This is a genomic window from Exiguobacterium sp. KKT215, assembly GCF_055635335.1.
Window position 1 is genome coordinate 2,293,075 of record NZ_CM145756.1, and the last position, 21,037, is coordinate 2,314,111.

The following is a 21,037-nucleotide window of genomic DNA, read 5'->3' on the forward strand; positions in this document are numbered from 1 at the left end:
TTGTTCATTCGCTATATTTGGCTTCCCACTCGCTGCGCCACTCCATGTAATCGGGATGCAGCTCTTCCACCGTCTTGCCGTCTAGCGAGTACGCACTGCCGACGAGCGGCTCGGCCGAATCCGGATATGACGTCCCGCCGATGATCTCGCCGTCCACCATCATGACCGAGACGTTCGTCTGGCCGAGTTCTGCAACATCATCGAGCGGATGGTCGCGGACGATAAAGTACTCATGTCGAATGTCACGTCCGATATAGTCATCCGGCGGCGGCGTCTGGACTTGCCACGTACTTTGCGTTGGCAACTCAAGCAGATCTTCCTTTTCAAAACTCGACGTTCTATTCCCTCTATAAGAGACGACGTCATAGCCTTGCTCCTCTAAGTACGCCTTGGCCACTTTGGCATCCGCCCCGAGCGTCGGTGCCGGCTGTTCGCTCTCATTCGAGCAGGCTGCAAGCAGCAGGGCACATACAATGATTCCGATTCGTTTCCACATCGTTTCTCCACCTCATTATTTAGCATTTTTTTACATATTAGGCAGATAAATCAACATGTCCTTCAAAACGGAAAGATGAGTAAGATCGTGAAAATCGCAATGACCGCTGTCACTACTTGCAACGGCAAGCCGACTTTGACGAAATCAAAGAAACGGTAGCCGCCGATTCCGAACACCATCGCATTCGTCGGCGAACCGAACGGGGTCATGAACGCGAGCGAGGCTGCAATCGCGACGGCGACGACGAATGGGACCGGACTCACTTGAAGTGCCGCGGCGAGTGATACGGCGAGCGGTGCGAACAAGACGGCCGTCGCCGTGTTCGAGATGATTTGACTGAGCGCCATCGTCGCGAGGAAGATGGCGACGAGCACCCAGACCGGTCCGGCTTGACCGAACGAGTCGCTGATCCACGTGACGAGCCAGGCCATAATCCCGGCATTGTCGAGTGCTTGACCGACGGGAATCATCGCGGCAATCAATAACAACGATGACCACTGAATCGAGTCATAGGCGACATCCATATGCCGCACGGCTCCGGTGAGCACCATGGCCAGTGCTGCGAGCCATACCGCCACGGTCGGGTCGACCCACTCGAAGACAAGGAGCGTGACCATCATGAGCATGATGAGACCCGCTGCCAGCTGATGACGCTCGGACACGGCCCGGTTCGCGACATCGGTCACCCGCTCATTGGCGAGCAACAGGGACGTCTCGTCCCCAGCTCGCTCTAAATCGCTCCACTCCCCTTGCGCGACGAGCATATCTCCGCGCTCGAGCGAAACATCTTTCAATCGCGTGATGGCAATCTCTTCGTTCGGACGGATGACTTGAAGCACGTTCAACCGATATTCGTTGCGCAAGTGACTATCCGATAAACAACGACCGACGAGCGGGCTATCCGTTGGGATGGTGAAGACGGCAACGCCGCTATCTTTCCCGTAGACGGCCTTCAAGTCGACGTGTTCCACCGTCACCCCTTCCCTTCCGGCAATTCGCCGGACATCCGCCTCTGCTCCGCTGACATACACTTGACCTTCAGTGAGACGCGTATCCGCACGTGCCGTGACAAAGCGGTGCGTCATGCCTTTTTGTTGTTCGCCGACGACGATTAGACCGTCTCGTGACCAATTGACGTCGCGGAGCGTCCGCCCGATTAAAGGGTGCCCTTTCGAAAGGGATAAGGCGAATAGGCTCACGTGCGGCACCGCCAAGCGTGGCATCGTCGCGGCGCGCACATCGCTCGTACCGAGCAATCGATTGCCGATGACGTAGAAATAGAACAGCCCGACGACTGCCATGACGAGCCCAATCGGTAAGAGCGCGAAAAAACCGAGCGTGCCAGCGGACGTGTTCCGTAACGTCTCAGCCGCCACCAGGTTCGGCGGCGTCCCAATCAGCGTCATCGTTCCGCCGATACTCGAGAAGAACGCGAGCGGCATCAACAGTTTGGCAGGACTCGTCCCCATCTGTCTCGACATGGCGAGGACGACCGGAATCAATAAGGCGACCGTCCCCGTATTCGACATGAGACTCGACAACAAGGTCACCGTGACCATCAAGACGAGAAAAAGACGCACCTCACTCCCTTTTGCGAACGGGATAAGCGCAGCACCTAACCGTTCGGCCAAACCTGTGTGAAATAGGCCGGCCCCCACAATGAACAGTCCGGCGATCATGAGCACGACCGAATTCGAAAAACCGGCCATCGCTTCGACCGGCGTCAATTGATTCGTCAAGACGAGCAACAAGAGACCGATGAGCGCAACCAAGTCGGCTCGGAGCCAGCCTCCAATAAACCCGATAATCATGATCGTTAAAATCACCAAGGTGACCATCACGTCCACCCTTCCTTGTGAAAGTTTCTACAAGCTTACTATACCACGCATCATGTAAGCGTTATCATAAAGTGGGTGACAATCTTGGCAACAAAAAAACGGATGGCTCGATTGCCATCCGCATCACGTCTTATTGAACTTCGTGATCATTGACCATTGGAGCGTAAAGCTCTTCAAGTGGCTTCATGATGATTTTCGTCACTTCTGTGACGAGTTGATGCATGCGTTGCTCTTCTTGCATGAGCTCCATGATCAATTCGTTCTGTTGAACGCCCATCATTTTCGTTTGCGCGTCCATCATCTCTTGTTCAGAGATTTCTTCGCCTTGCATCTGCTTCTGTTGAAGGGTCATTTGGATGTCACGGAAGTCAGCGAATAACTGGTTCGCTTCTGCATCCGCATTGACACGGTCGTATAGTGAAGAGAGATTTGTGAACTCCTCAGAATCGCGAAGTGCTTTTTCCAATTGGTAAGCATGATCGTACAAGTTTGTTTGTGACATGTGACGTCCTCCTAAATACTATTAGGGCGTGCCTCTTAAATGATGGCAATCAACCCTTGAATCAACCCAATCATACCACCTAACAAGGCGCCAAGCCATGTTATTGCCCGGAACTCTCGTTTCGAGATCGAGAGAACAATCTCTTCGAGGTACGATGTATCGAGCGAGCTCACCTGCTCTTGCACGATTTGGTCGATTTTGAGGCGGTCCATGATCGTCTCCATTTGATCCGTGAAGCGCGTAATGACGAGTCGTACTCCAGCCGGGACGAGCTCGTCGACGACGCGGTCTTCAATGTCCCGTGTGTACGAGTGGACCGTTCGATCGAGCAACTCCCCGACCGGCAAGCGCGAGACGACTTCCGTCGTCACACCGTCAATCAACCGTTCCTCTAGACGGTCGTCAAGCAACGTATCGACCGACCGTTCGCTGAACCGTTCGAACTCACGTGTAATCATTTCCGCCATACCCGATCGCGTCGAGCCGCCGCGGAGGATATTGATAATCTCCGGTCGAATCATCTCGACAAAATTCAAGTTCTGGACGAAACCGGCGATGAATCCAAGCCGACGCTGGACGAACGAGTCGACCATGTGTCGAAGTTGGGCCTCACCCTCGACGGAATAGAAATACTCCTCCGACTTGACGAGCAAGGTATCGACAATCTCCGGAATGATGCCCCGGACGCGGTCCATGCCGTCTTCACCGAGAATCTCATACAGTTTACGCGACTTCACATCTGCGAGGACGAGCCGGAGCTCTTGGCGGAGCTTCGTGTCCGCTTCTGCCAAGACACGAGTCTCGGCATCCGGATAAAGTGGTTCGATGAGCGATCGAATCGTCTGATCCGAGCGCAGCATCGTCCGCACCTCACCTTGGACGTAATACGTGATGTGGCCACCGACCTGTTCATCGAGCAGGCGCTTACGCATCCCTTCCGGGGTCAACAAGTGTTTGACGACGGTCTTACCGAGGCTCGTCGCCAACTCATCGCGCCGTTTCGGGATCAAGCCTGGCGTGAACGGGACGCGCATGTTCCCAATATATTTAGGGTGATGGGGCCGGAATAACATTTTGATGGCGAGGAAGTTGGTCACTCCCCCGATTGTCGCACCGATGGCGATCATAATGAATACTTTGACTAGACTCTCCAAACTGTCTGCCTCCGATCTGAAATATGATACATTTATTGAAGAGGTGATTGTGTTGACTACGTTTGAACGAATTAAATCGATTTTCCCGATGGCTGTCCATCGGTCCGAAGAAGCGTCCAGTGACGTTCGCTGGTATCAAGCCCAGGACGGCACGGTCTTCGGTCTCCCTAAACTGGAGCTGACGGAGCGTGAGCGACAGCTGCTTGAATGGTTCGCCACCCCACTCCTGACAAGACTCGACCCACGACAAGCCAAATGGCAGGACCGTCTACTCACCGATGCGTACCGGTTCGACCGGCCGTTCCGTCTCATGTCGCTCGTCCTGCATTATCAAGACCCTGAGGCACTCGAACAATTTTTAGACGTGTTAGCTGACTTTATGCCTGAAGCAGAGATTGTTCTCATGACCCGGTCTCACGTTGAAATCATTGAGACCGATCAGTTCGTCGAGCTGACCGAGTTCGAAGACGTCTTGCGGGCGATCGCGAGCGATTGTTACGTCGAGGCGCATGTCGTCTATAGCGCACGTCCGCTCGGTGACCTTGCGCCACTTTATCACCAGCATCAGGCGCTACTCCCACTCGCCAAGCTCTCTACTAAAGCTTACCCTGCTAGTCAATTATTATACCATTATTTACTACAACGCCATGAGACTTTTGATGTACGTCCCCGTCTGACGGCCCCTGTCGTCGCGTCACTCGATAAGACGACGATCGATTTATTGGAGGCGTTGTTCGCCAACTCGTTGAACGTATCGCACACGGCCAAGGCGTTATTCATGCATCGAAATACGCTCAACTATCGGCTCGATCGGCTCTACGAAGCGACCGGTTATGACGCTAGGCAGTTCTACGATGCCAGTCTGCTCCAATTGATTGTCACGTTGCACAAATCTGAGTAATCGTTTTTGTGCAACGTGTACATATTCGATGCAAGCGGTTTCATCGTATAATCAGTCTTGTAAGCGCTATTATACAAGAACAGATTCCCAGGAGGCTAACGACATGGCAGAAATTCAATTAAATCACATTGATAAAATATACGACGGTGGTGACTCGAAGGCAGTCAGCGATTTCAACTTGCACATCAAGGACCGCGAATTCATCGTCTTCGTCGGACCTTCAGGTTGTGGTAAATCGACGACGCTCCGTATGATCGCAGGACTCGAAGAAATCTCGAGCGGCGACTTCATCATCGACGGCAAGCGCATGAACGACGTCGCACCGAAAGACCGCGACATCGCCATGGTCTTCCAAAACTACGCACTTTACCCGCACATGAGTGTCTATGACAACATGGCGTTCGGTTTGAAACTTCGCAAGTTCCCGAAAGATGAAATCGACCGTCGCGTCCAAGATGCGGCCCGTATCCTCGGACTTGAAGAATACCTTCAACGTAAACCGAAAGCACTCTCTGGTGGTCAGCGTCAACGTGTCGCCATCGGCCGTGCCATTGTTCGTGATGCCAAAGTGTTCTTGATGGATGAGCCGCTCTCAAACTTGGATGCCAAGCTTCGCGTTCAAATGCGTAAAGAAATCATCCAGTTGCACAACCGTCTCGACACGACGACGATTTACGTTACCCATGACCAAACGGAAGCGATGACACTCGCGACTCGGATCGTCATCATGAAAGACGGAATCATCCAACAAGTCGGTTCGCCAAAAGAAGTATACGAAAACCCAGACAACATCTTCGTAGCCGGCTTCATCGGATCACCTTCGATGAACTTCTTCCGCGGTAAATTGGCTGATGGGAAGTTCCTCGTCGGCGGCGAAGAAATCAACGTCCCTGAAGGCAAAATGAAAGGTCTTCGTGACCGCGGTTACGTCGGCAAAGAACTCGTGCTCGGAATCCGTCCAGAATCGATTCACGATGAGCCAATCTACATCGACTCGCCAACGACGCACACGTTCCGCACGCACATCGACGTTGCCGAGCTCATGGGCGCTGAGTCGTACTTGTACGCTGAACTCGGTGGCCACCAGTTCACGGCACGGATCGATGGACGTTCGAACATCCACATGGGTGACGATGTCACACTCGCACTCGATATGACGAAAGCTCACTTCTTCGACACGGAGACAGAACTCGTCATCCGTTAAGCACTACGATATGTTGAAGTGAACCGTATACATACGGTTCACTTCTTTTTTATTTCATACTATTCCATAGGCGTTTACACTGCGTGAATTATTCCTTTATAGTCTTTATAAGGACTCTGATTTGCTTAGAAAGGAAACCATTTATGAATTATTTAAAAGATCGAGATGTGCTATTGGTGACAATTCACCAAAAAGAAAAAGTTATCAAACCTCTCCTTGAGGACGCATTCGGATGCAACGTACACGTGAGTCCGCTCGACACTGATCAATTCGGAACATTCACACGGGAAATCAGTCGAAAACAATCTCAATTTGATACAGCAAGAAAAAAAGCGACTAGGGGTCTGGAACTGACCAATCATCATGTTGGGGTAGCGAGCGAAGGCACATTCGGATTCCATCCTCTCGCGCCCATTCCTTGGAATACTGAACTGGTATTACTGCAAGATGACGAATTAGAGCTTGAATTACATGGTTATTATGAAGGACTCGACACAAACTTCAGTCATACAATAGTTCAAGATTACCCTTCTGCACTGCAGTTTGTTAATAAAGTTGGTTTTCCAGATCATCATGTGATTCTCCGATCAGATGATGAACATTCATCCATTATGCTAAAAGACATCACCAGTGAATCGCTATTAAAAGAAGCTTTTACATACTGTTTTAATAAGTCAACGAATCGACAGGTCTTTATCGAGACAGACATGCGGGCGTATGCCAACCCAACTCGAATGAAAAATATTGAGAGCGCGACGAGGCAACTCATTGAACAGGCAAACTCACTCTGCCCATCCTGTGGCACACCGGGCTTCCGTATCGTCCGCAAAGTACCTGGTCAATTATGCGAGCAATGTCATACTCCCACAAAACAAATAATGCAACATGTTTATGCCTGCTCGACTTGTAAGTATCAACAAACCGAATATCTTGGAGATTTATACACATCTCCAAGATATTGTGATGTGTGTAATCCCTAATAAAAAAAGCAGCCTGCTATCTCCCCATAAGGAGAAATCATGGCTGCTTTTTTGGTTAACGAATCGCGTAGCGACGTTCAAGCCGATGCTGTCCCGCTTGGATGAGCGTCGACAAGATCCAATAGATCGATGCCGAGAACAAGAGGAGCGGCATGACGAGATACGTCGTCGCGGCGATTTGGTCTGACACGTACGTCAACTCTTGGACGGCGATGACCGAACCGAGTGACGTCGATTTGATGATATCGATGACCGAGTTGGACACCGGTGGGATTGCACGCGATAGCGCCTGTGGGAAGATGATATCCTTGAAGCGCTTCGCACGCGGGATCCCAAGGGCGACGCTCGCCTCGACTTGCCCGCGATCGACCGAATTGATGGCCGCGCGGAACGCTTCCGAGATATAGGCCGCAAAGTGAAGGCCTAACCCGAAAATGAGCGCCTGCATCCCGCTCAACTGGACGAAACCGGTCAGACCGACGTACAGGATGAGGAGTTGCAAGAGGAGCGGTGTGCCCCGGAAGAACGAGATATACGTACGAGTGAACAAACGAACGACTTTGACAGGGCTGCTGTGTAAGACAGCGATGATCAGACCGAGCACCAAGGCGAGGAGAATCGACAGGATACTGGCGATCAACGTCAATTGTACGGCTTCGATATAGGCCGAACGGTTCTCGATGACGGTCGTGATCAGTTCACTCATTGACTGATGTCCTCACCGAAGTACTTCTCACCGATCTCAGCCATCGTGCCGTCTTCTTGCATCTCAGCTAACGCGTCGTCCAACTTGTCGAGCACGTCTGAGTCTTGACGTGTCATGTAGCCCGCTTCACTCTTATTGAAGACGTCTCCGACCGCTTTCACGTCGTAACCTGTCTTCTCAAGCTCCGTCAAGATGAAGAGACGGTCGTTGAGTGCCGCATCGAGACGTCCGACTTGAAGGTCTTGGAGCACTTGGTTCGCGCCTTTGTAGAACTTCACTTCAGCACCGGCTTCTTCAGCGAGCTGCGCGTAGACTGAACCTTGTGTCGAGCCGACGACTTTGCCGTCGAGGTCATCGATGCCTTGAATGTCTTCGTTGTCCGAAGCGACGATGACTTGCGCACCTGATACCGCGTACGGAGTTGAGAACGCGTATTTCTCTTCACGTTCTGGCGTGATACTCATTTGGTTGGCAATCATGTCGATGCGTTCTGCGTCGAGGGCCGGTACGAGTCCTTTGAAGTCCATTGGCTCGTATTCGACCGTGTAACCGGCACGCTCGGCCGCTTCGTTCAATACATCGATGTCATACCCTGTGATTTCACCTTTGTCTTTGTACGTGAATGGCGGGTACGTCGCTTCTGTCCCGACTGTGATGACGGCTTCTTCTGAGCCGCTGTCTGTCTCTGTCCCGCAAGCCGCGAGCACCCCGAACGATGCTCCGATTGCAAGTACTGCTGTTAATGATTTTTTCATGGTAATTTCCGCCTTCCTGATAATCCGTATATGATTACATGGTTATGAACAATACACTCATCATACTGAGGGGGGCATATCTTGTCAAACAAAAGACACCACCCTCGTCAGGGCGGTGTCGTCGATTAATCGATTGCTTTCGCTTGCTTCATGACATCGCGTTCAATCGCTTCCCGTTTCACTGTCGTTTTCTCCGCGCTATCGGCGTGGACACTGAAATAAAATTTGATTTTCGGTTCGGTCCCAGACGGACGCAGGCAGAACCATGAGCCGTCCTCGAAGATGAATTTGAGTACGTTCGACGATGGCAACTCGATCGCTTCCGTCTCGCCTTGCTGCAAGTTTTTCGCGACTTGTTGCTTGTAATCCTCGAAGCGGACGACTTCGTAGCCGCCGACTTCTTGTGGCGGATTGGCGCGGAACGCCTCCATCATTCGACCGATTTGTTCGAGACCGGCCTTCCCTTTCAACGTCATCGATTGGAGCGACTCCTCGTAGAAGCCATACTTCTCATAGACGGCTTGGAGGGCATCGTACAACGTGCGTCCGTGCTGTTTATGGAAAGCCGCCATTTCGGCGCCGAGCAAGCACGCCTGGACGGCATCTTTGTCACGGCAGAAGTCTCCAATCAAATAACCGTAGCTCTCTTCGTAACCGAATAAGAACTGGTACTGGCCCGACTCTTCATACTGCTTGATTTTCTCGCCGATGAATTTGAAACCGGTGAGCGTGTTCTCGAGGTGGACCCCATACGCCTTGGCGATGGCCGCCCCGAGTTCGGACGTGACAATCGTCTTCGCGACGAAGCCGTTCGTCGGAAGCGTCCCCGTCTCCACTTTTTGAGACAGAATGTAATCCATGAGAAGCGCCCCGGTCTGGTTCCCCGTCAAGACGAACCATTCGCCATTGCGGTCACGGACCGTGAAGCCGACACGGTCGGCGTCTGGGTCCGTAGCCATGAGCAAGTCGGCGCCGACGCGGTCGCCGTACTGCATCGCGAGCTCGAAGGCAGCTCGTTCTTCCGGGTTCGGATAACTGACCGTCGGGAATGCCCCGTCCGGCTCAGCTTGTTCGTCGACGATGGTGACGTGTTCGAACCCATAGGCTTTCAATCCTTCCATGACCGGGCGACGTCCCGTCCCATGAAGTGGTGAATAGACGATTTTGAGCGGATCGCCTTGGACGTCCGTATGAATCCGAATCGATTGGAGAGCTTCCATGTATGCCGCATCGACCGACGCATCGACCGTGACAAGTATGCCCTCAGACCGAAGCGGCGCCTCATCTTTAACGTCAATCTTCAATTCATCTTCGATGGCATTGACGTACGAGACGAGCTCATCGGCTTCGGCCGGTGGCAATTGTCCACCGTCGGCGCCATACACTTTGAAGCCGTTATATTCCGGCGGGTTGTGGCTCGCCGTGATGACGATGCCGCCGAAGGCGTTCAAATGACGGACGGCGAATGACAACTCTGGCGTCGCCCGCAAACTCGGGAACAAGTATGTCTTAATCCCGTTCGAAGCGAGTGTGCGTGCCGCCTCGAGCGCAAACTCTGGCGAGAAGTGACGCGAGTCGTGGGCGATGACGACGCCGTGACGTTTCGCTTCTTCCCCTGACGCGGCGATAAAATCGGCAAAGCCTTGCGATGCCTTGCGAATCGTATAGATGTTCATCCGGTTTGCCCCTGGACCGATTTCACCGCGCATACCGCCCGTCCCGAATTCGAGCGTCTTATAGAAGGCATCCTCGAGTGATGTCTCGTCTTGCTCGAGCACCTCGAGTTCGGCGCGCAAATGCGGCTCGAGCGCCTCGTGTTGTTTCCATCGGTCATATGTCTGTTGCCATGTCATGGTCAGTTCCCCTTTCGACATTCAAAAATTCAATCGAAGTACTCGCCAATTTGTTCCATCTTGTATACGATGGGAGTAACGAAACTTCGAGGTGATACTATGTTTCCAACTATGCGTGCCCAAGAATTGAAACACATCGTCCATACGGACTCGATCCGCTTCATTGATTGCCGCTATTCATTAAACGACGCCTCATACGGAAAGTATGCGTATCGACAAGGACATCTGCCTAACGCCGTCTTCCTTGATTTGATGGAAGACTTGTCCGGACCGTTGTCCGAGCACGGCGGACGCCATCCGTTGCCGTCTAAACAGGCATGGACCGAAACGCTCCGCCGCATCGGGATTCAACGCGATGACTTGGTCATCATCTACGACGACGGCTTCCCGTTCGCCGCTCGTGCGTGGTGGTTATTCAAGTGGGCCGGCCATGAGCGCGTCATCGTGCTCGAAGGCGGCATCCAATCCGGCATCACTTACTGCGGGGAGACGACGACAGACGTCCCGTCCTATCCCGTTTCCGACTATACACCCGTCTTCCAAGACGAGATGATCGCGACGATTGAAGACGTGCGCGCCGCCACCGTCACTGGTGGGTTATACGATTCAAGAACGGCCGACCGTTACGACGGCAGCCATGAACCGATTGACCGCAAGCCCGGGCATATCCCGAACGCCGTGCTCTGTCCCTATACCGAGGCCGTCACCGACTTAGGGACGCTTCAAGACTTCCACGATTTGAAAGAGCATTACGCCGACGTCCTCGATGTCCCGAATCCCATCTTTTATTGCGGGAGCGGGGTCACCGCCTGCGTCAACATTTTGGCGCTACACGCCCTCGGTAAAGACGATGTGCGTCTGTACCCCGGCTCTTACTCTGATTGGATTAGTTATCCAGAAAACAAGGTCCACCCGTAACGGGTGGATTTTTTTATTTGACGCTCGTCGGTTTAATGTTCCAAACGGCGTTCGCATATTCTGTGATCGTCCGGTCACTCGAGAAGATACCCGATTTGGCCGTATTGACGATCGAACTCTCGGCCCAGCGTGCCTTGTCGGCGAATACTTCATCGACACGACGCTGTGCCTGCATGTATGACGCGAAATCTTTCAAGACGAGGAAGTCGTCATTATAGACGAGAAGCGAATCGAAAATCGCTTGGAATTGGTATTCTCCAACCTTGTCGAATGTCCCGTTGACGAGTCCGTCGACGACGTTGCGCACGTCCGTGTTCGCATGATAGATGTCGGCCGCATGGTAACCGCCGAACTTCTTATAGTTCATGACTTCTTGCGGCGTCAATCCGAAGATGAAGATGTGGTCGTCGCCGACCGCGTCGCGAATCTCGATATTGGCGCCGTCGAGCGTCCCGATTGTGAGCGCCCCGTTCATCATGAACTTCATGTTGCCGGTACCTGACGCCTCGTAGCTCGCTGTCGAGATTTGCTCACTCAAGTCCGAACCTGGGAAGATGCGCTCGGCCATCGAGACGCGATAGTTCTCAAGAAAAACGATTTTGATGAAGCGGCTCGCCCGTTTGTCATTGTTGATCATCGACGCAAGGGCGTTGATATAGCGAATGACTTCTTTGGCATAATAATACCCTGGTGCCGCCTTCGCCCCGAAGATGAACGTACGTGGGACCATCGTGAACGTCGGATCGGCTTGAATCTTTTGATAGAGCGCGTGAATGTGCATCGCGTTCATCAATTGACGTTTATAGGCGTGCAGTCGCTTGACTTGGACATCGAAAATCGAGTCCGGGTCGACGGCGATGCCCGTCTCGGCTTGGATATAACTTGCCAAATCCAGTTTGTTCTGTTGTTTCACGTTCATGACCTGTTCTTGGAAGCTCGCATCTTTCGAGACACCCATCAACTTCTCGAGATCGTTCGGATGTTCAATCCATGATGGACCAATTGCATCCGTAATCAAATTCGAGAGGCGTGGATTCGACTTGAGGAGCCAGCGTCGATGCGTGATGCCGTTCGTCTTGTTGTTGAACCGGAGCGGGAACATCTCGTACAAATGACGCATTTCGCGTTGCTTCAAGATGTCCGTATGAATCCGGGCCACCCCGTTCGTCGAGTGCGAACCGACGACGGCAAGGTTTGCCATGTTGATGTGTTCGTTCGATACGATTGCAATCTCGCCCATATGTGGCTCGAGATGTGGATAGTTGACGAGGACGTCTTTACAGAAACGGCGATTGATTTCCGTGATGATTTGATAAATGCGTGGCAATAACCGTTCATACATCTCGACCGGCCACTTCTCGAGCGCCTCGGCGAGGAGTGTGTGGTTCGTGAACGACATGACGCTCTTCGTCACACGCCACGCTTCGTCCCAGCCGTAACCATGATCGTCCATCAAGATCCGCATGAGTTCAGGAATGGCCACGACCGGATGCGTGTCGTTAATATGGACCGCATAATGGTCGCCTAAGTGCTTCAAGGATTTATTATGACGTAAGTAAGACGCGATCATCGACTGGACGCCCGCCGAGACGAAGAAGTATTGCTGCTTCAAACGAAGCACTTTTCCTTCGTACGTCGTGTCGTCCGGATACAGGAATTCAGAAATGGTCGCAATCGACTGCTTATACTTCAACAAATCTTTATACGACCCTTTCGTCCGTTCCATATACTCCTCATCATCAAACGGCGACTCGGCGTTCCAAAGTCGGAGCGTGTTGACGACGTCGTTTTTGTACCCGATGATTGGCATATCGTAAGGGACGGCCCTTACGACTTCGTCCGGATGGTGGACGACCCGGAGCCGGTCACCGATTTGACGCATCTCAATCCAGCCGCCGAAATTGACGTCGATGGCGCGATCCGCTCGGCGTGTTTCCCACATGTTCCCGTCACGAAGCCAGTTGTCTGGCAACTCGACTTGATAGCCGTCGACGATTTTTTGTTTGAACAAGCCGTAACGGTAGCGAATTCCGTTCCCGTGTCCTGGGAGACTAAGCGCTGCGAGCGAGTCAAGGAAGCAGGCGGCTAGGCGGCCGAGACCGCCGTTACCGAGACCTGGTTCCGGCTCATATTCGGTAATATCGGTGAAATTGAATCCGAGCTCATCGAGTCCCTCTTGCACGACTTCGAGGACGTCCATACTGAGTAAATTGTTGTACAGAAAACGACCGAGCAAAAATTCAAGTGAGAAATAAATGACTTGTTTACTTTGTTTTTCTTCATGCTTGTCGCGGGTGTTGATCCATTTCGGAATTGCCTGCTCGCGCACCATCGTGGCCAACGTTTGATACACTTCCTGCTCGGTCCCTTCATCAAACGACTTCCCGTTTAATGCGACAAATCTCTCTTGGAATGAAGTGACGAAGCTCTGTTTGTCTGTAAACATATGTGTGTAAAACTCCTTCCGGTCATGCAAATAGGTGATACAACTCACGGTATTGCTTCGCAGATTGTTTCCAACTAAAGTCCGCGGTCATCGCTTGGTGGACGAGCGCGTTCCACGTGTTGTCCTCGTAGAAGACGCGAATCGATTTCTCGATCGTCGCGAGCATCTCGTGAGCGTTATAGTTCAAGAAACCAAAACCTGTGCCTTCTTGTGTGTATTCGTTATACGGTTTGACTGTATCGCGCAGTCCACCCGTTTCGCGTACGATTGGAAGCGTCCCGTAACGCATCGAGATGAGTTGGCTGAGACCGCACGGCTCGAAGCGGGATGGCATGAGGAATGCGTCCGATCCGGCATAAATCAAGTGGGCGAGTTCGATATCGAAACCGATATATGACCCGACCTTGCCAGGGTGTGACGCCGTCATATGATGGACGATGCCTTCATACTCCGGTTGGCCCGATCCGAGGAACACGAACTGACAGTCCAAGTTCCCGAGCTCCTCACTCACCGCTTCAATTAAATCAAGACCTTTTTGTTCGACGAGTCGACTGACGAAGCCGATCAACATGACATCGTCACGTACCTCGAGGCCGAACCGTTCTTGGAGCACACGCTTGTTGGCGAGCTTCCCTTCTTTGACCGTATCGAGATTGTACGTCTGGGCGATGCGCTTGTCCGTGCTCGGGTCATTCGTCGCCAAATCGAGGCCGTTCAAAATCCCTCGGACGTCGACAGACCGATAACGGAGTGTCGCGTCGAGCCCTTCCCCGTAGTACGGTTCCATGATTTCGTCACGATACGACGGACTGACCGTCGTGATTTGGTCTGAATGGACGATGCCCGCCTTCATGTAGTTGACGAGACCGTTATGTTGAATTCCTTCCGCCGTGAAGTGTTCCGGACCGAACTGTAACAGCTCGCCGAGGACCGCTTCCGGGAAGATGCCTTGGTATTGCAGGTTATGGATGGTAAAGACGGTACGAATGCGTTGATACGCCTCGATATGTTGATAATGGATCCGCAAGAAGGCTGGGACGACACCGGTCTGCCAATCATGACAGTGGAGCACGTCAGGCACGTCTTCCGCTTCGAGCTTCCCGATCATCTCGAGCACGGCACGAGAGAAGAATGCGAAGCGCTCGGCATCATCGTAATGGCCATAGAGCACGCCTTCCCGTTTAAAGTAATATTCGTTGTCGATGAAGTAATACGTGATTCCATCGCGTTCAAGCTTGAGGACGGCACCGAACTGCTTGCGCCAGCCGACCGGAACGATCAGATCGAACATGTATTCCATTTCATCTACGTACTCTTGAGCAATCGTGCCATACTTCGGCATGATGACACTCACTTCTTCACCAAGGCTAGACACCGCTTGAGGGAGCGAGCCGATGACATCGGCAAGCCCCCCCGTTTTCATGAACGGTGCTGCTTCTGAAGCGACATACCATATTTTCATAATATCCCCCTTACACCGTTGTCCGTTTTCCGATTACGATCGGTTCATCGACCGTACCACGAATGACTTGCCCTCGTTTGACGACCACTTCTTTATCTAAAATGGCGTTCTCGACGACAGCCCCTTCTTCGATGATCGATTTGGATAGAATGATTGAGTTTTTAACGCGGGCGTGTTCGCTGACGACGACACCGCGGAAGAGAATGCTGTTTTGAACTTCACCGCTGATTTTACAGCCGTTCGCGACGAGCGCCTCATTCACCTTCGACCCGTTCAAATAGCGTGTCGGTGGCTCATGTTTAATCTTCGTATAAATGTGTGGGAAGTCGTAAATGATTCCCTCATGACGAAGTAAGCGCATACTCTCATTATAGTATGAAAGCACAGAGTGAATCACCTGCATTTTGCCAGTATAGTGATACCCGTGAACGTGGAGACGGTGAAGCTGCGGACGGATGACACCGTCGAGCAAGTCATACTCGCCTCTTGACGTCGCTTCATCGACGAGACGAAGGAACAGGTTTTTCGACATGACGATCGTCTCCGTATACGTATACTCATCGCTCGGGCTGTATCCGCGCTCACCGATGCCGACGACGCGATCGTTCTCGCCGAGACGGATCGGGCGGCAATAGCCACACTTCTGTTCATGGCCTGTATAGGCGAGCGTGATGTCCGCCCCCATCGATTTGTGATGCTCGAGCATGTCTTGGAAATCGATTGTCGTCAACACGTTCGAACCTGTGATGACCACATACGGTTGCTTGCTACGCACAAAATGTTCGCGGTGCATCGAGAAGTTGGCCAAATCGCCGAGGTAGGCTTCTCCGTCAGGTTTGAGTGCCGGCGGGAAGATGTGCAGGCCGCCTTGTGAGCGGTCCAAATCCCATTCTTTCCCTGATCCCAAGTGGTCCATGAGTGAGCGGTATTTATCAAGTGTGAAAATACCAACTTGGTTGATGCCTTGAGTGATCATGTTCGTCAATGTAAAGTCAATTAGGCGATAACGCCCTGAGAACGGGACAGCCGCTAAATTGCGGTGCCCCGTGAATTCAGGAAATAAACCCTCTTCAGTTCCTAAGTTGATGATTCCTAACAAATCATTCGTCAACAGTAACGCCTCCTTGCGTCGGTCTTTTTTTAAATCAAACACGTTGTTTGAAGACTGTGCCGCTCTCGATATTTTCATGTGGTTCAATGACAACGATCTCACCACCCGGCTCGCCAACTGTCGCCCCGTCTTGAATGACGGCACAGCTCGCGACGATCGCTCGATGAATCGTTACATCTTTTCCAATCCGTGCTCCCGGCATGATGACCGAGTCTTTGACGAGCGAGCCTTCACCGACACGTACATCGTAGAACAAGACCGAATGTTGGACCTCGCCTTCGATTTGGCAGCCTTCGTTAATGACCGACTGTTCGACACACGCATCTTTCCCGATGAATTGCGGTGTTTGGTTCGGGTTGACCGAATAGATTTTCCAGTTCGGATCGTAAAGGTCGAACGGTGGATCTTCTTCGAGCAAGTCCATGTTGGCTTCCCAAAGCGATTGAATTGTTCCAACGTCTTTCCAGTAGCCTTTGAATTTATAAGCGAACACGTCTAAGCCGTCGAGAAGCGTGTTCGGAATGATGTTTTTCCCGAAGTCGAAACTTGATGTCTCGTCTTCCGCGTCTTGAATCAAATGCTCCCGAAGTACTTTCCAGTTGAAGATGTAAATCCCCATCGAGGCCAAGTTGCTCTTCGGCTTCTCTGGCTTCTCGTCGAACTCATTGATGCGAAGATCGTCGCTCGTATTCAAAATCCCAAAGCGTGGCGCCTCGTCCCATGGAACTTCCATGACTGAGATTGTGACATCGGCTTGTTTCTCTTTATGGAAATCGAGCATCTTCTCATAGTCCATCTTGTAAATGTGGTCCCCCGATAGGATCAACACGTACTCCGGATCGTAGTCGTCGATATAGCTCAAGTTCCGATAAATCGCATTGGCCGTACCTTCGTACCAGTTTTTTCCCGACTGAGCTTGGTATGGTGGTAAGATGGCCAAGCCTCCATTGCGGCGGTCCAAATCCCAGGCTGACCCGATGCCTAGGTAACGGTTCAATTCCAGTGGTTCATATTGTGTTAACACGCCCACCGTCGTGATTCCCGAATTGGTACAGTTCGATAATGGAAAATCGATGATCCGGTACTTCCCTCCAAAGTTGACAGCAGGTTTTGCCGTCTTCCGTGTGAGAGGCCCGAGTCGTTTCCCTTCTCCTCCTGCGAGGAGCATCGCAACCATTTCTTGCTTCATAGTACAGCCTCCTAAATTCATAATATAAACATCTATTACCCTCTTTCTCTACTTCCTAATGTATTCCTGCCCAAATTATTATATGATAACGTTTACATTTTGAATTTTTTTGAAAGATTGACGATATAATGTATAAAGAGAGAGGTGAGACGATGCGAGCGTGGATTGGGACACTATTTTTTGCTGGACTGTTAGCCGTCGGCGGGACGATCAGCGGAGCGTTAAAAGAAGAAATTGAGCAAGCGAAACAGATTATGACGTGGGGTGAAAAGACGGTCAACGCTACCCCGCTCGCGTCGAAACATGCCGTCACGTTGACGTACAAAGGCGGGACGGAACGGCTCTATTTGAACGGTCGACGCGATGACGTCTCTGTCGCGCGCTTTCCGGCCCACCTCCGTGAAGCCATCATGACCATCGAAGACCGCAAGTTTAACGCCCATCCGGGATATGACCTCGGTGGTATCGCTCGGGCTTTCATCAATAACGCCAATGAATCCTCGCGCCAAGGCGGCAGCACCATCACCCAACAGCTCGCCCGGAACGTCTATTTGACGCACGAGCGGACATATGAGCGCAAAGTGAAGGAATTATTGCTCGCCCGGGCGCTTGAAAAACAATATAGTAAAAAAGAAATTATGACAGCATACAGCAATGTCATCTTCTTCGGACATAACGTTTACGGGATTCAAGCAGCAGCCGAGACGTATTTCGCCCGCCCGCTCGAAGATTTGAACTGGAATCAAATCGCGTTCCTGTTAACCGTCCCGAACAATCCATCTTTATATGATCCGCTCGATCCATCGGAATCGTTCTATGAGCGCAAAGATCGAATCCTCACCCAGCTCCGCGATGCCGGCGTTATATCGAGACAAGCGTATGAGACGCATCACGGGGTGAAGCTGACGGCGACGTACCGTCAACATGTCGTCCGTTATCCCGATTATATGGATACGGTCATGAAAGAGGCGATTCGACTCGTCCGCTCACGTTATGATCTCGATGAAGAAGCAGCCAGAGACTACTTGGCGACCAATCAAGCGACAATCGAGACGCATCTGTCCGTCGCCAGGCAACAACAGGCGAAACAAGTCATGACAAAACTGCCGAACGGTTTGAACGGCGGCTACGCCGAGCTGACGCCGAACGGACGCATCATCGCCCTCGTCGATTCAGAGATGACCCAATCGGGTGAATTCAATCGGGCCACGCAAGCGTTCCGCCAACCTGGATCGGCCATCAAACCTGTCCTCGTGTTCGCGCCCTATATAGAAGAGACCGGAGCGAAACTCGATACCATCCTCGACGGTCGGCCAGTCTGTTACGGGACGTATTGTCCGACGAACAGCGGAAATCGCATCCTCGGTGATGTATCGTTCCTTGATACGGTCGCGTATTCCTACAACACGCCGGCGCTCGCCGCCTTCACCGCGATCGATCAAGAGGCAGCGTATACGACGGCGGACATGATGTTCAGCCAGTGGGACGCTAAGACCGATAACAGTCTCGCCAGCGCACTCGGCGGTTTGACCCAAGGCGTGTCGCCCAAAGAGCTTGCCGCCGCCTATACCCCGTTTCTCAACCAAGGCGTGTACGTGTCCGGCCAGACGATTAAACAGATTCGCTTCGAGTCGGGCGCAGCTACGATCACGCCAAGCATGACGAAACAAGCTGTCTGGTCGAAAGCGACCGTCGCGACGATGCGGGAGGCGTTGTCCGCTGTCACCACTTACGGGACGGGACGTTACGCCAACCAAATCAAAGGGCCTTATATCGGCGGGAAGACCGGTACGACGAACTCGCATAAAGACATGTGGTACGTCGGTTTGACCGATGAGTCAATCACGGCCATCTGGCTCGGCGCCGACACACCGCGGCCGTTCCCGGAGCTCGCCAACCGGGCCTATCCTGCTATCGTTTGGACGGAAGCACATCGCTAAAAAGCCAGGGACATCGTTGTCCCTGGCTTTTTATGGTCGTCGATACGTCTGGCACGTGTAGTCCCCCCATGCCTCGAACAGTTCATGTTGTTGAATCAGTTTCCACGGATTGAACAGCGTCTGTCCGTTCTTGTTGAAGAAGAGTCCGGCGCCGATGCAGTATGTCGCGTGTTGGACACGCCCTGCCTCATCGACGAACGTGAGCACATCCCCTCGTTCGGTCAGTTCCGACTCGGTTCTCATGTAACCAGCCTGACCGAGCGTCTGGAGGAATGTGCCAGGATGGACCCATTGCGTCGCCATCCACTCCGCACCTGTCACTGCGAACAGCGTGGCCGCGAGGCAATTGCTGCCTGACGTGACCGGGAAGGTGTTAGCAAGGCGTCGCACATGGTCAGGGCAAGTATCGGGAATAGAACTCGCCGTCCACTCGTCCCAAGCTTTGGCGTACTCGAACGTCAGTTGACGACGCATCTCGTCTGGCATCACCTGAAAGGCTGACTGATGTAAGATGAGATACGGCACATCGTCTACCGTCACAATCGAAGTCGCCAACGAATCGATTTCCATGTCAGTCGCCGGGAAAACGAGCCCCCGTCCGACCGTGACTTGATAGGCAAGCAACTCGCGTCTCACTTCTGGCAATAATGTCGCGACCCACCCCGGCGGCGCATGCAAGACGACAACAGCCTCGCGGTCGATGGTCCAATACGTATAGGCGTTGGCCATGCGGATGTCCCGATAAGACGGATGCACGTCGAATTCTGCTCGTGGGATCATCAAGACGTTCGCATCCGCACCGAGTCGCGTCACGAGTCTCGCATCCGCCATGAATAAGTCCATCGGTGGCACCATCGAACCCATCCATGCCTGGACGACTTCTTCGGTCGGAATGAGGGGAATCGTCGCATTCACCGTCATAGGATGATGTCCCCGACCGAGTTAAACAAGCGGAGCATCGCCCAAGCGAGGCCGCTCAACAGGATGGCCCACATCATCGCTTGAATCAAGAGCAGACCGATTGCCCGAAACGTCGACATCAACTGACTGACTTGCCATATGTAATAGAACAAATAGAGGACGAATGTGCCGAGCAATACCGCGATGACGGCAAGGAGCGAGTTCAGGAACAAGAAGCTGATTCCCGACCCGACCAGAAAAATCGTCGCCCCTGGCTTGAGACGATGGAGCGAGCTGCCGTTCGTCTCACGCGCGAAGAAGGCGAATCCGAGTTGATTGAACGTGTCGGCCACGAGCTTGAAGGCGCTGAACAGCATGAAATAAATGGTAAAGAACACGACGAGCACGAGCACTTTTGACTCCTGTACGGACAACAGGGCGATAATCTCGCTGTAGACACCGACACGGGTCAGCCATTGAATCACATACTCGCTCGTGGCGATCGCAAGCGACATCGAGAACAGAATAATCCCAATCAACGGGGCATAGCTTAACAAGTACACGTTTGTTTTCATATCGGCTCCAATTTCACAAGAATTTCTCATATTCAGTGCAAATCTATTATCAAGTATATTATAATATTCGTAGTCACGGAGAACAAAAGGGGGATTTTCAGATGGGT

18 protein-coding genes are annotated in these 21,037 nt (G+C 52.3%); 5 read left to right on the forward strand and 13 right to left on the reverse strand.

Annotated features, from left to right (window positions below):
• Positions 1-4: 4 nt before the first annotated feature.
• From ACZ2GZ_RS11915 to ACZ2GZ_RS11930, 4 genes are all read right to left on the reverse strand, one after another.
• Entirely contained in the window at positions 5-496 is a 492-nt protein-coding gene (locus ACZ2GZ_RS11915) for a hypothetical protein (protein ID WP_214755681.1), read from the reverse strand.
• 62 nt (positions 497-558) lie between these two features.
• Positions 559-2,334, reverse strand: coding sequence for an SLC13 family permease (locus tag ACZ2GZ_RS11920; protein ID WP_251130769.1), 1,776 nt, complete (start codon positions 2,332-2,334; stop codon positions 559-561).
• 130 nt (positions 2,335-2,464) lie between these two features.
• Positions 2,465-2,836, reverse strand: coding sequence for a YlbF/YmcA family competence regulator (locus ACZ2GZ_RS11925; RefSeq protein ID WP_021066724.1), 372 nt, complete (start codon positions 2,834-2,836; stop codon positions 2,465-2,467).
• Positions 2,837-2,871: 35 nt separating this feature from the next.
• On the reverse strand, positions 2,872-3,963 hold the full coding sequence (locus tag ACZ2GZ_RS11930) for a DUF445 family protein (protein WP_214755936.1): 1,092 nt from the start codon (positions 3,961-3,963) through the stop codon (positions 2,872-2,874).
• Between the two features lie 76 nt (positions 3,964-4,039).
• Here ACZ2GZ_RS11930 and ACZ2GZ_RS11935 point away from each other — a divergent pair, with 76 nt between their 5' ends.
• The 3 genes from ACZ2GZ_RS11935 (at position 4,040) to ACZ2GZ_RS11945 (ending at position 7,075) form a co-directional block, all read left to right on the forward strand.
• Entirely contained in the window at positions 4,040-4,891 is an 852-nt protein-coding gene (locus ACZ2GZ_RS11935) for a PucR family transcriptional regulator (RefSeq protein ID WP_058765777.1), read from the forward strand.
• Positions 4,892-4,994: 103 nt separating this feature from the next.
• A complete protein-coding gene (locus ACZ2GZ_RS11940) occupies positions 4,995-6,095 on the forward strand; it encodes an ABC transporter ATP-binding protein (protein WP_021066727.1) in 1,101 nt (366 codons plus the stop codon).
• Between the two features lie 143 nt (positions 6,096-6,238).
• Positions 6,239-7,075 carry a DUF6671 family protein gene (locus ACZ2GZ_RS11945; protein ID WP_029595988.1) on the forward strand — a complete coding sequence of 279 codons (837 nt, stop codon included), beginning with the start codon at positions 6,239-6,241 and terminating at the stop codon, positions 7,073-7,075.
• A 55-nt stretch (positions 7,076-7,130) separates the two neighbouring features.
• On the opposite strand, the gene ACZ2GZ_RS11950 is transcribed toward ACZ2GZ_RS11945, so the two are convergent.
• The 3 genes from ACZ2GZ_RS11950 to ACZ2GZ_RS11960 form a co-directional block, all read right to left on the reverse strand.
• Complete coding sequence (locus ACZ2GZ_RS11950; protein ID WP_021066728.1) at positions 7,131-7,781, reverse strand: amino acid ABC transporter permease; 651 nt, start codon at positions 7,779-7,781, stop codon at positions 7,131-7,133.
• Positions 7,778-8,536 (reverse strand): transporter substrate-binding domain-containing protein, encoded by a 759-nt coding sequence (locus tag ACZ2GZ_RS11955; protein ID WP_029595989.1) that lies wholly within the window; start codon positions 8,534-8,536, stop codon positions 7,778-7,780. Before ACZ2GZ_RS11955 ends, ACZ2GZ_RS11950 begins: the two co-directional genes overlap by 4 nt.
• A gap of 125 nt (positions 8,537-8,661) precedes the next feature.
• Positions 8,662-10,389 carry a phospho-sugar mutase gene (locus tag ACZ2GZ_RS11960; RefSeq protein ID WP_058765776.1) on the reverse strand — a complete coding sequence of 576 codons (1,728 nt, stop codon included), beginning with the start codon at positions 10,387-10,389 and terminating at the stop codon, positions 8,662-8,664.
• A 99-nt stretch (positions 10,390-10,488) separates the two neighbouring features.
• On the opposite strand from ACZ2GZ_RS11960, the gene ACZ2GZ_RS11965 reads away from it, so the two are divergent.
• A complete protein-coding gene (locus ACZ2GZ_RS11965; protein WP_029595991.1) occupies positions 10,489-11,307 on the forward strand; it encodes a sulfurtransferase in 819 nt (272 codons plus the stop codon).
• A 13-nt stretch (positions 11,308-11,320) separates the two neighbouring features.
• Here the strand turns inward: ACZ2GZ_RS11965 and ACZ2GZ_RS11970 are convergent, their stop codons facing one another.
• From ACZ2GZ_RS11970 to ACZ2GZ_RS11985, 4 genes are read right to left on the reverse strand one after another with little or no spacing between them, the layout of a single operon-like run.
• On the reverse strand, positions 11,321-13,753 hold the full coding sequence (locus tag ACZ2GZ_RS11970) for a glycogen/starch/alpha-glucan phosphorylase (protein ID WP_029595992.1): 2,433 nt from the start codon (positions 13,751-13,753) through the stop codon (positions 11,321-11,323).
• A 22-nt stretch (positions 13,754-13,775) separates the two neighbouring features.
• Positions 13,776-15,215, reverse strand: coding sequence for a glycogen synthase GlgA (glgA, locus tag ACZ2GZ_RS11975; RefSeq protein WP_029595993.1), 1,440 nt, complete (start codon positions 15,213-15,215; stop codon positions 13,776-13,778).
• A gap of 10 nt (positions 15,216-15,225) precedes the next feature.
• On the reverse strand, positions 15,226-16,326 hold the full coding sequence (gene glgD, locus ACZ2GZ_RS11980) for a glucose-1-phosphate adenylyltransferase subunit GlgD (RefSeq protein ID WP_021066734.1): 1,101 nt from the start codon (positions 16,324-16,326) through the stop codon (positions 15,226-15,228).
• A gap of 34 nt (positions 16,327-16,360) precedes the next feature.
• The gene (locus ACZ2GZ_RS11985) at positions 16,361-17,515 is read right to left on the reverse strand and encodes a glucose-1-phosphate adenylyltransferase (protein ID WP_029595994.1); all 1,155 of its coding nucleotides are present in this window, start codon (positions 17,513-17,515) and stop codon (positions 16,361-16,363) included.
• Between the two features lie 152 nt (positions 17,516-17,667).
• Here ACZ2GZ_RS11985 and ACZ2GZ_RS11990 point away from each other — a divergent pair, with 152 nt between their 5' ends.
• Complete coding sequence (locus ACZ2GZ_RS11990; protein WP_251135224.1) at positions 17,668-19,455, forward strand: transglycosylase domain-containing protein; 1,788 nt, start codon at positions 17,668-17,670, stop codon at positions 19,453-19,455.
• Between the two features lie 30 nt (positions 19,456-19,485).
• On the opposite strand, the gene ACZ2GZ_RS11995 is transcribed toward ACZ2GZ_RS11990, so the two are convergent.
• Together ACZ2GZ_RS11995 and ACZ2GZ_RS12000 are read right to left on the reverse strand one after the other, a co-directional pair.
• A complete protein-coding gene (locus ACZ2GZ_RS11995) occupies positions 19,486-20,376 on the reverse strand; it encodes a hypothetical protein (RefSeq protein WP_058765770.1) in 891 nt (296 codons plus the stop codon).
• A complete protein-coding gene (locus tag ACZ2GZ_RS12000) occupies positions 20,373-20,930 on the reverse strand; it encodes a DUF5366 family protein (RefSeq protein WP_021066738.1) in 558 nt (185 codons plus the stop codon). Before ACZ2GZ_RS12000 ends, ACZ2GZ_RS11995 begins: the two co-directional genes overlap by 4 nt.
• Between the last annotated feature and the right edge of the window lie 107 nt (positions 20,931-21,037).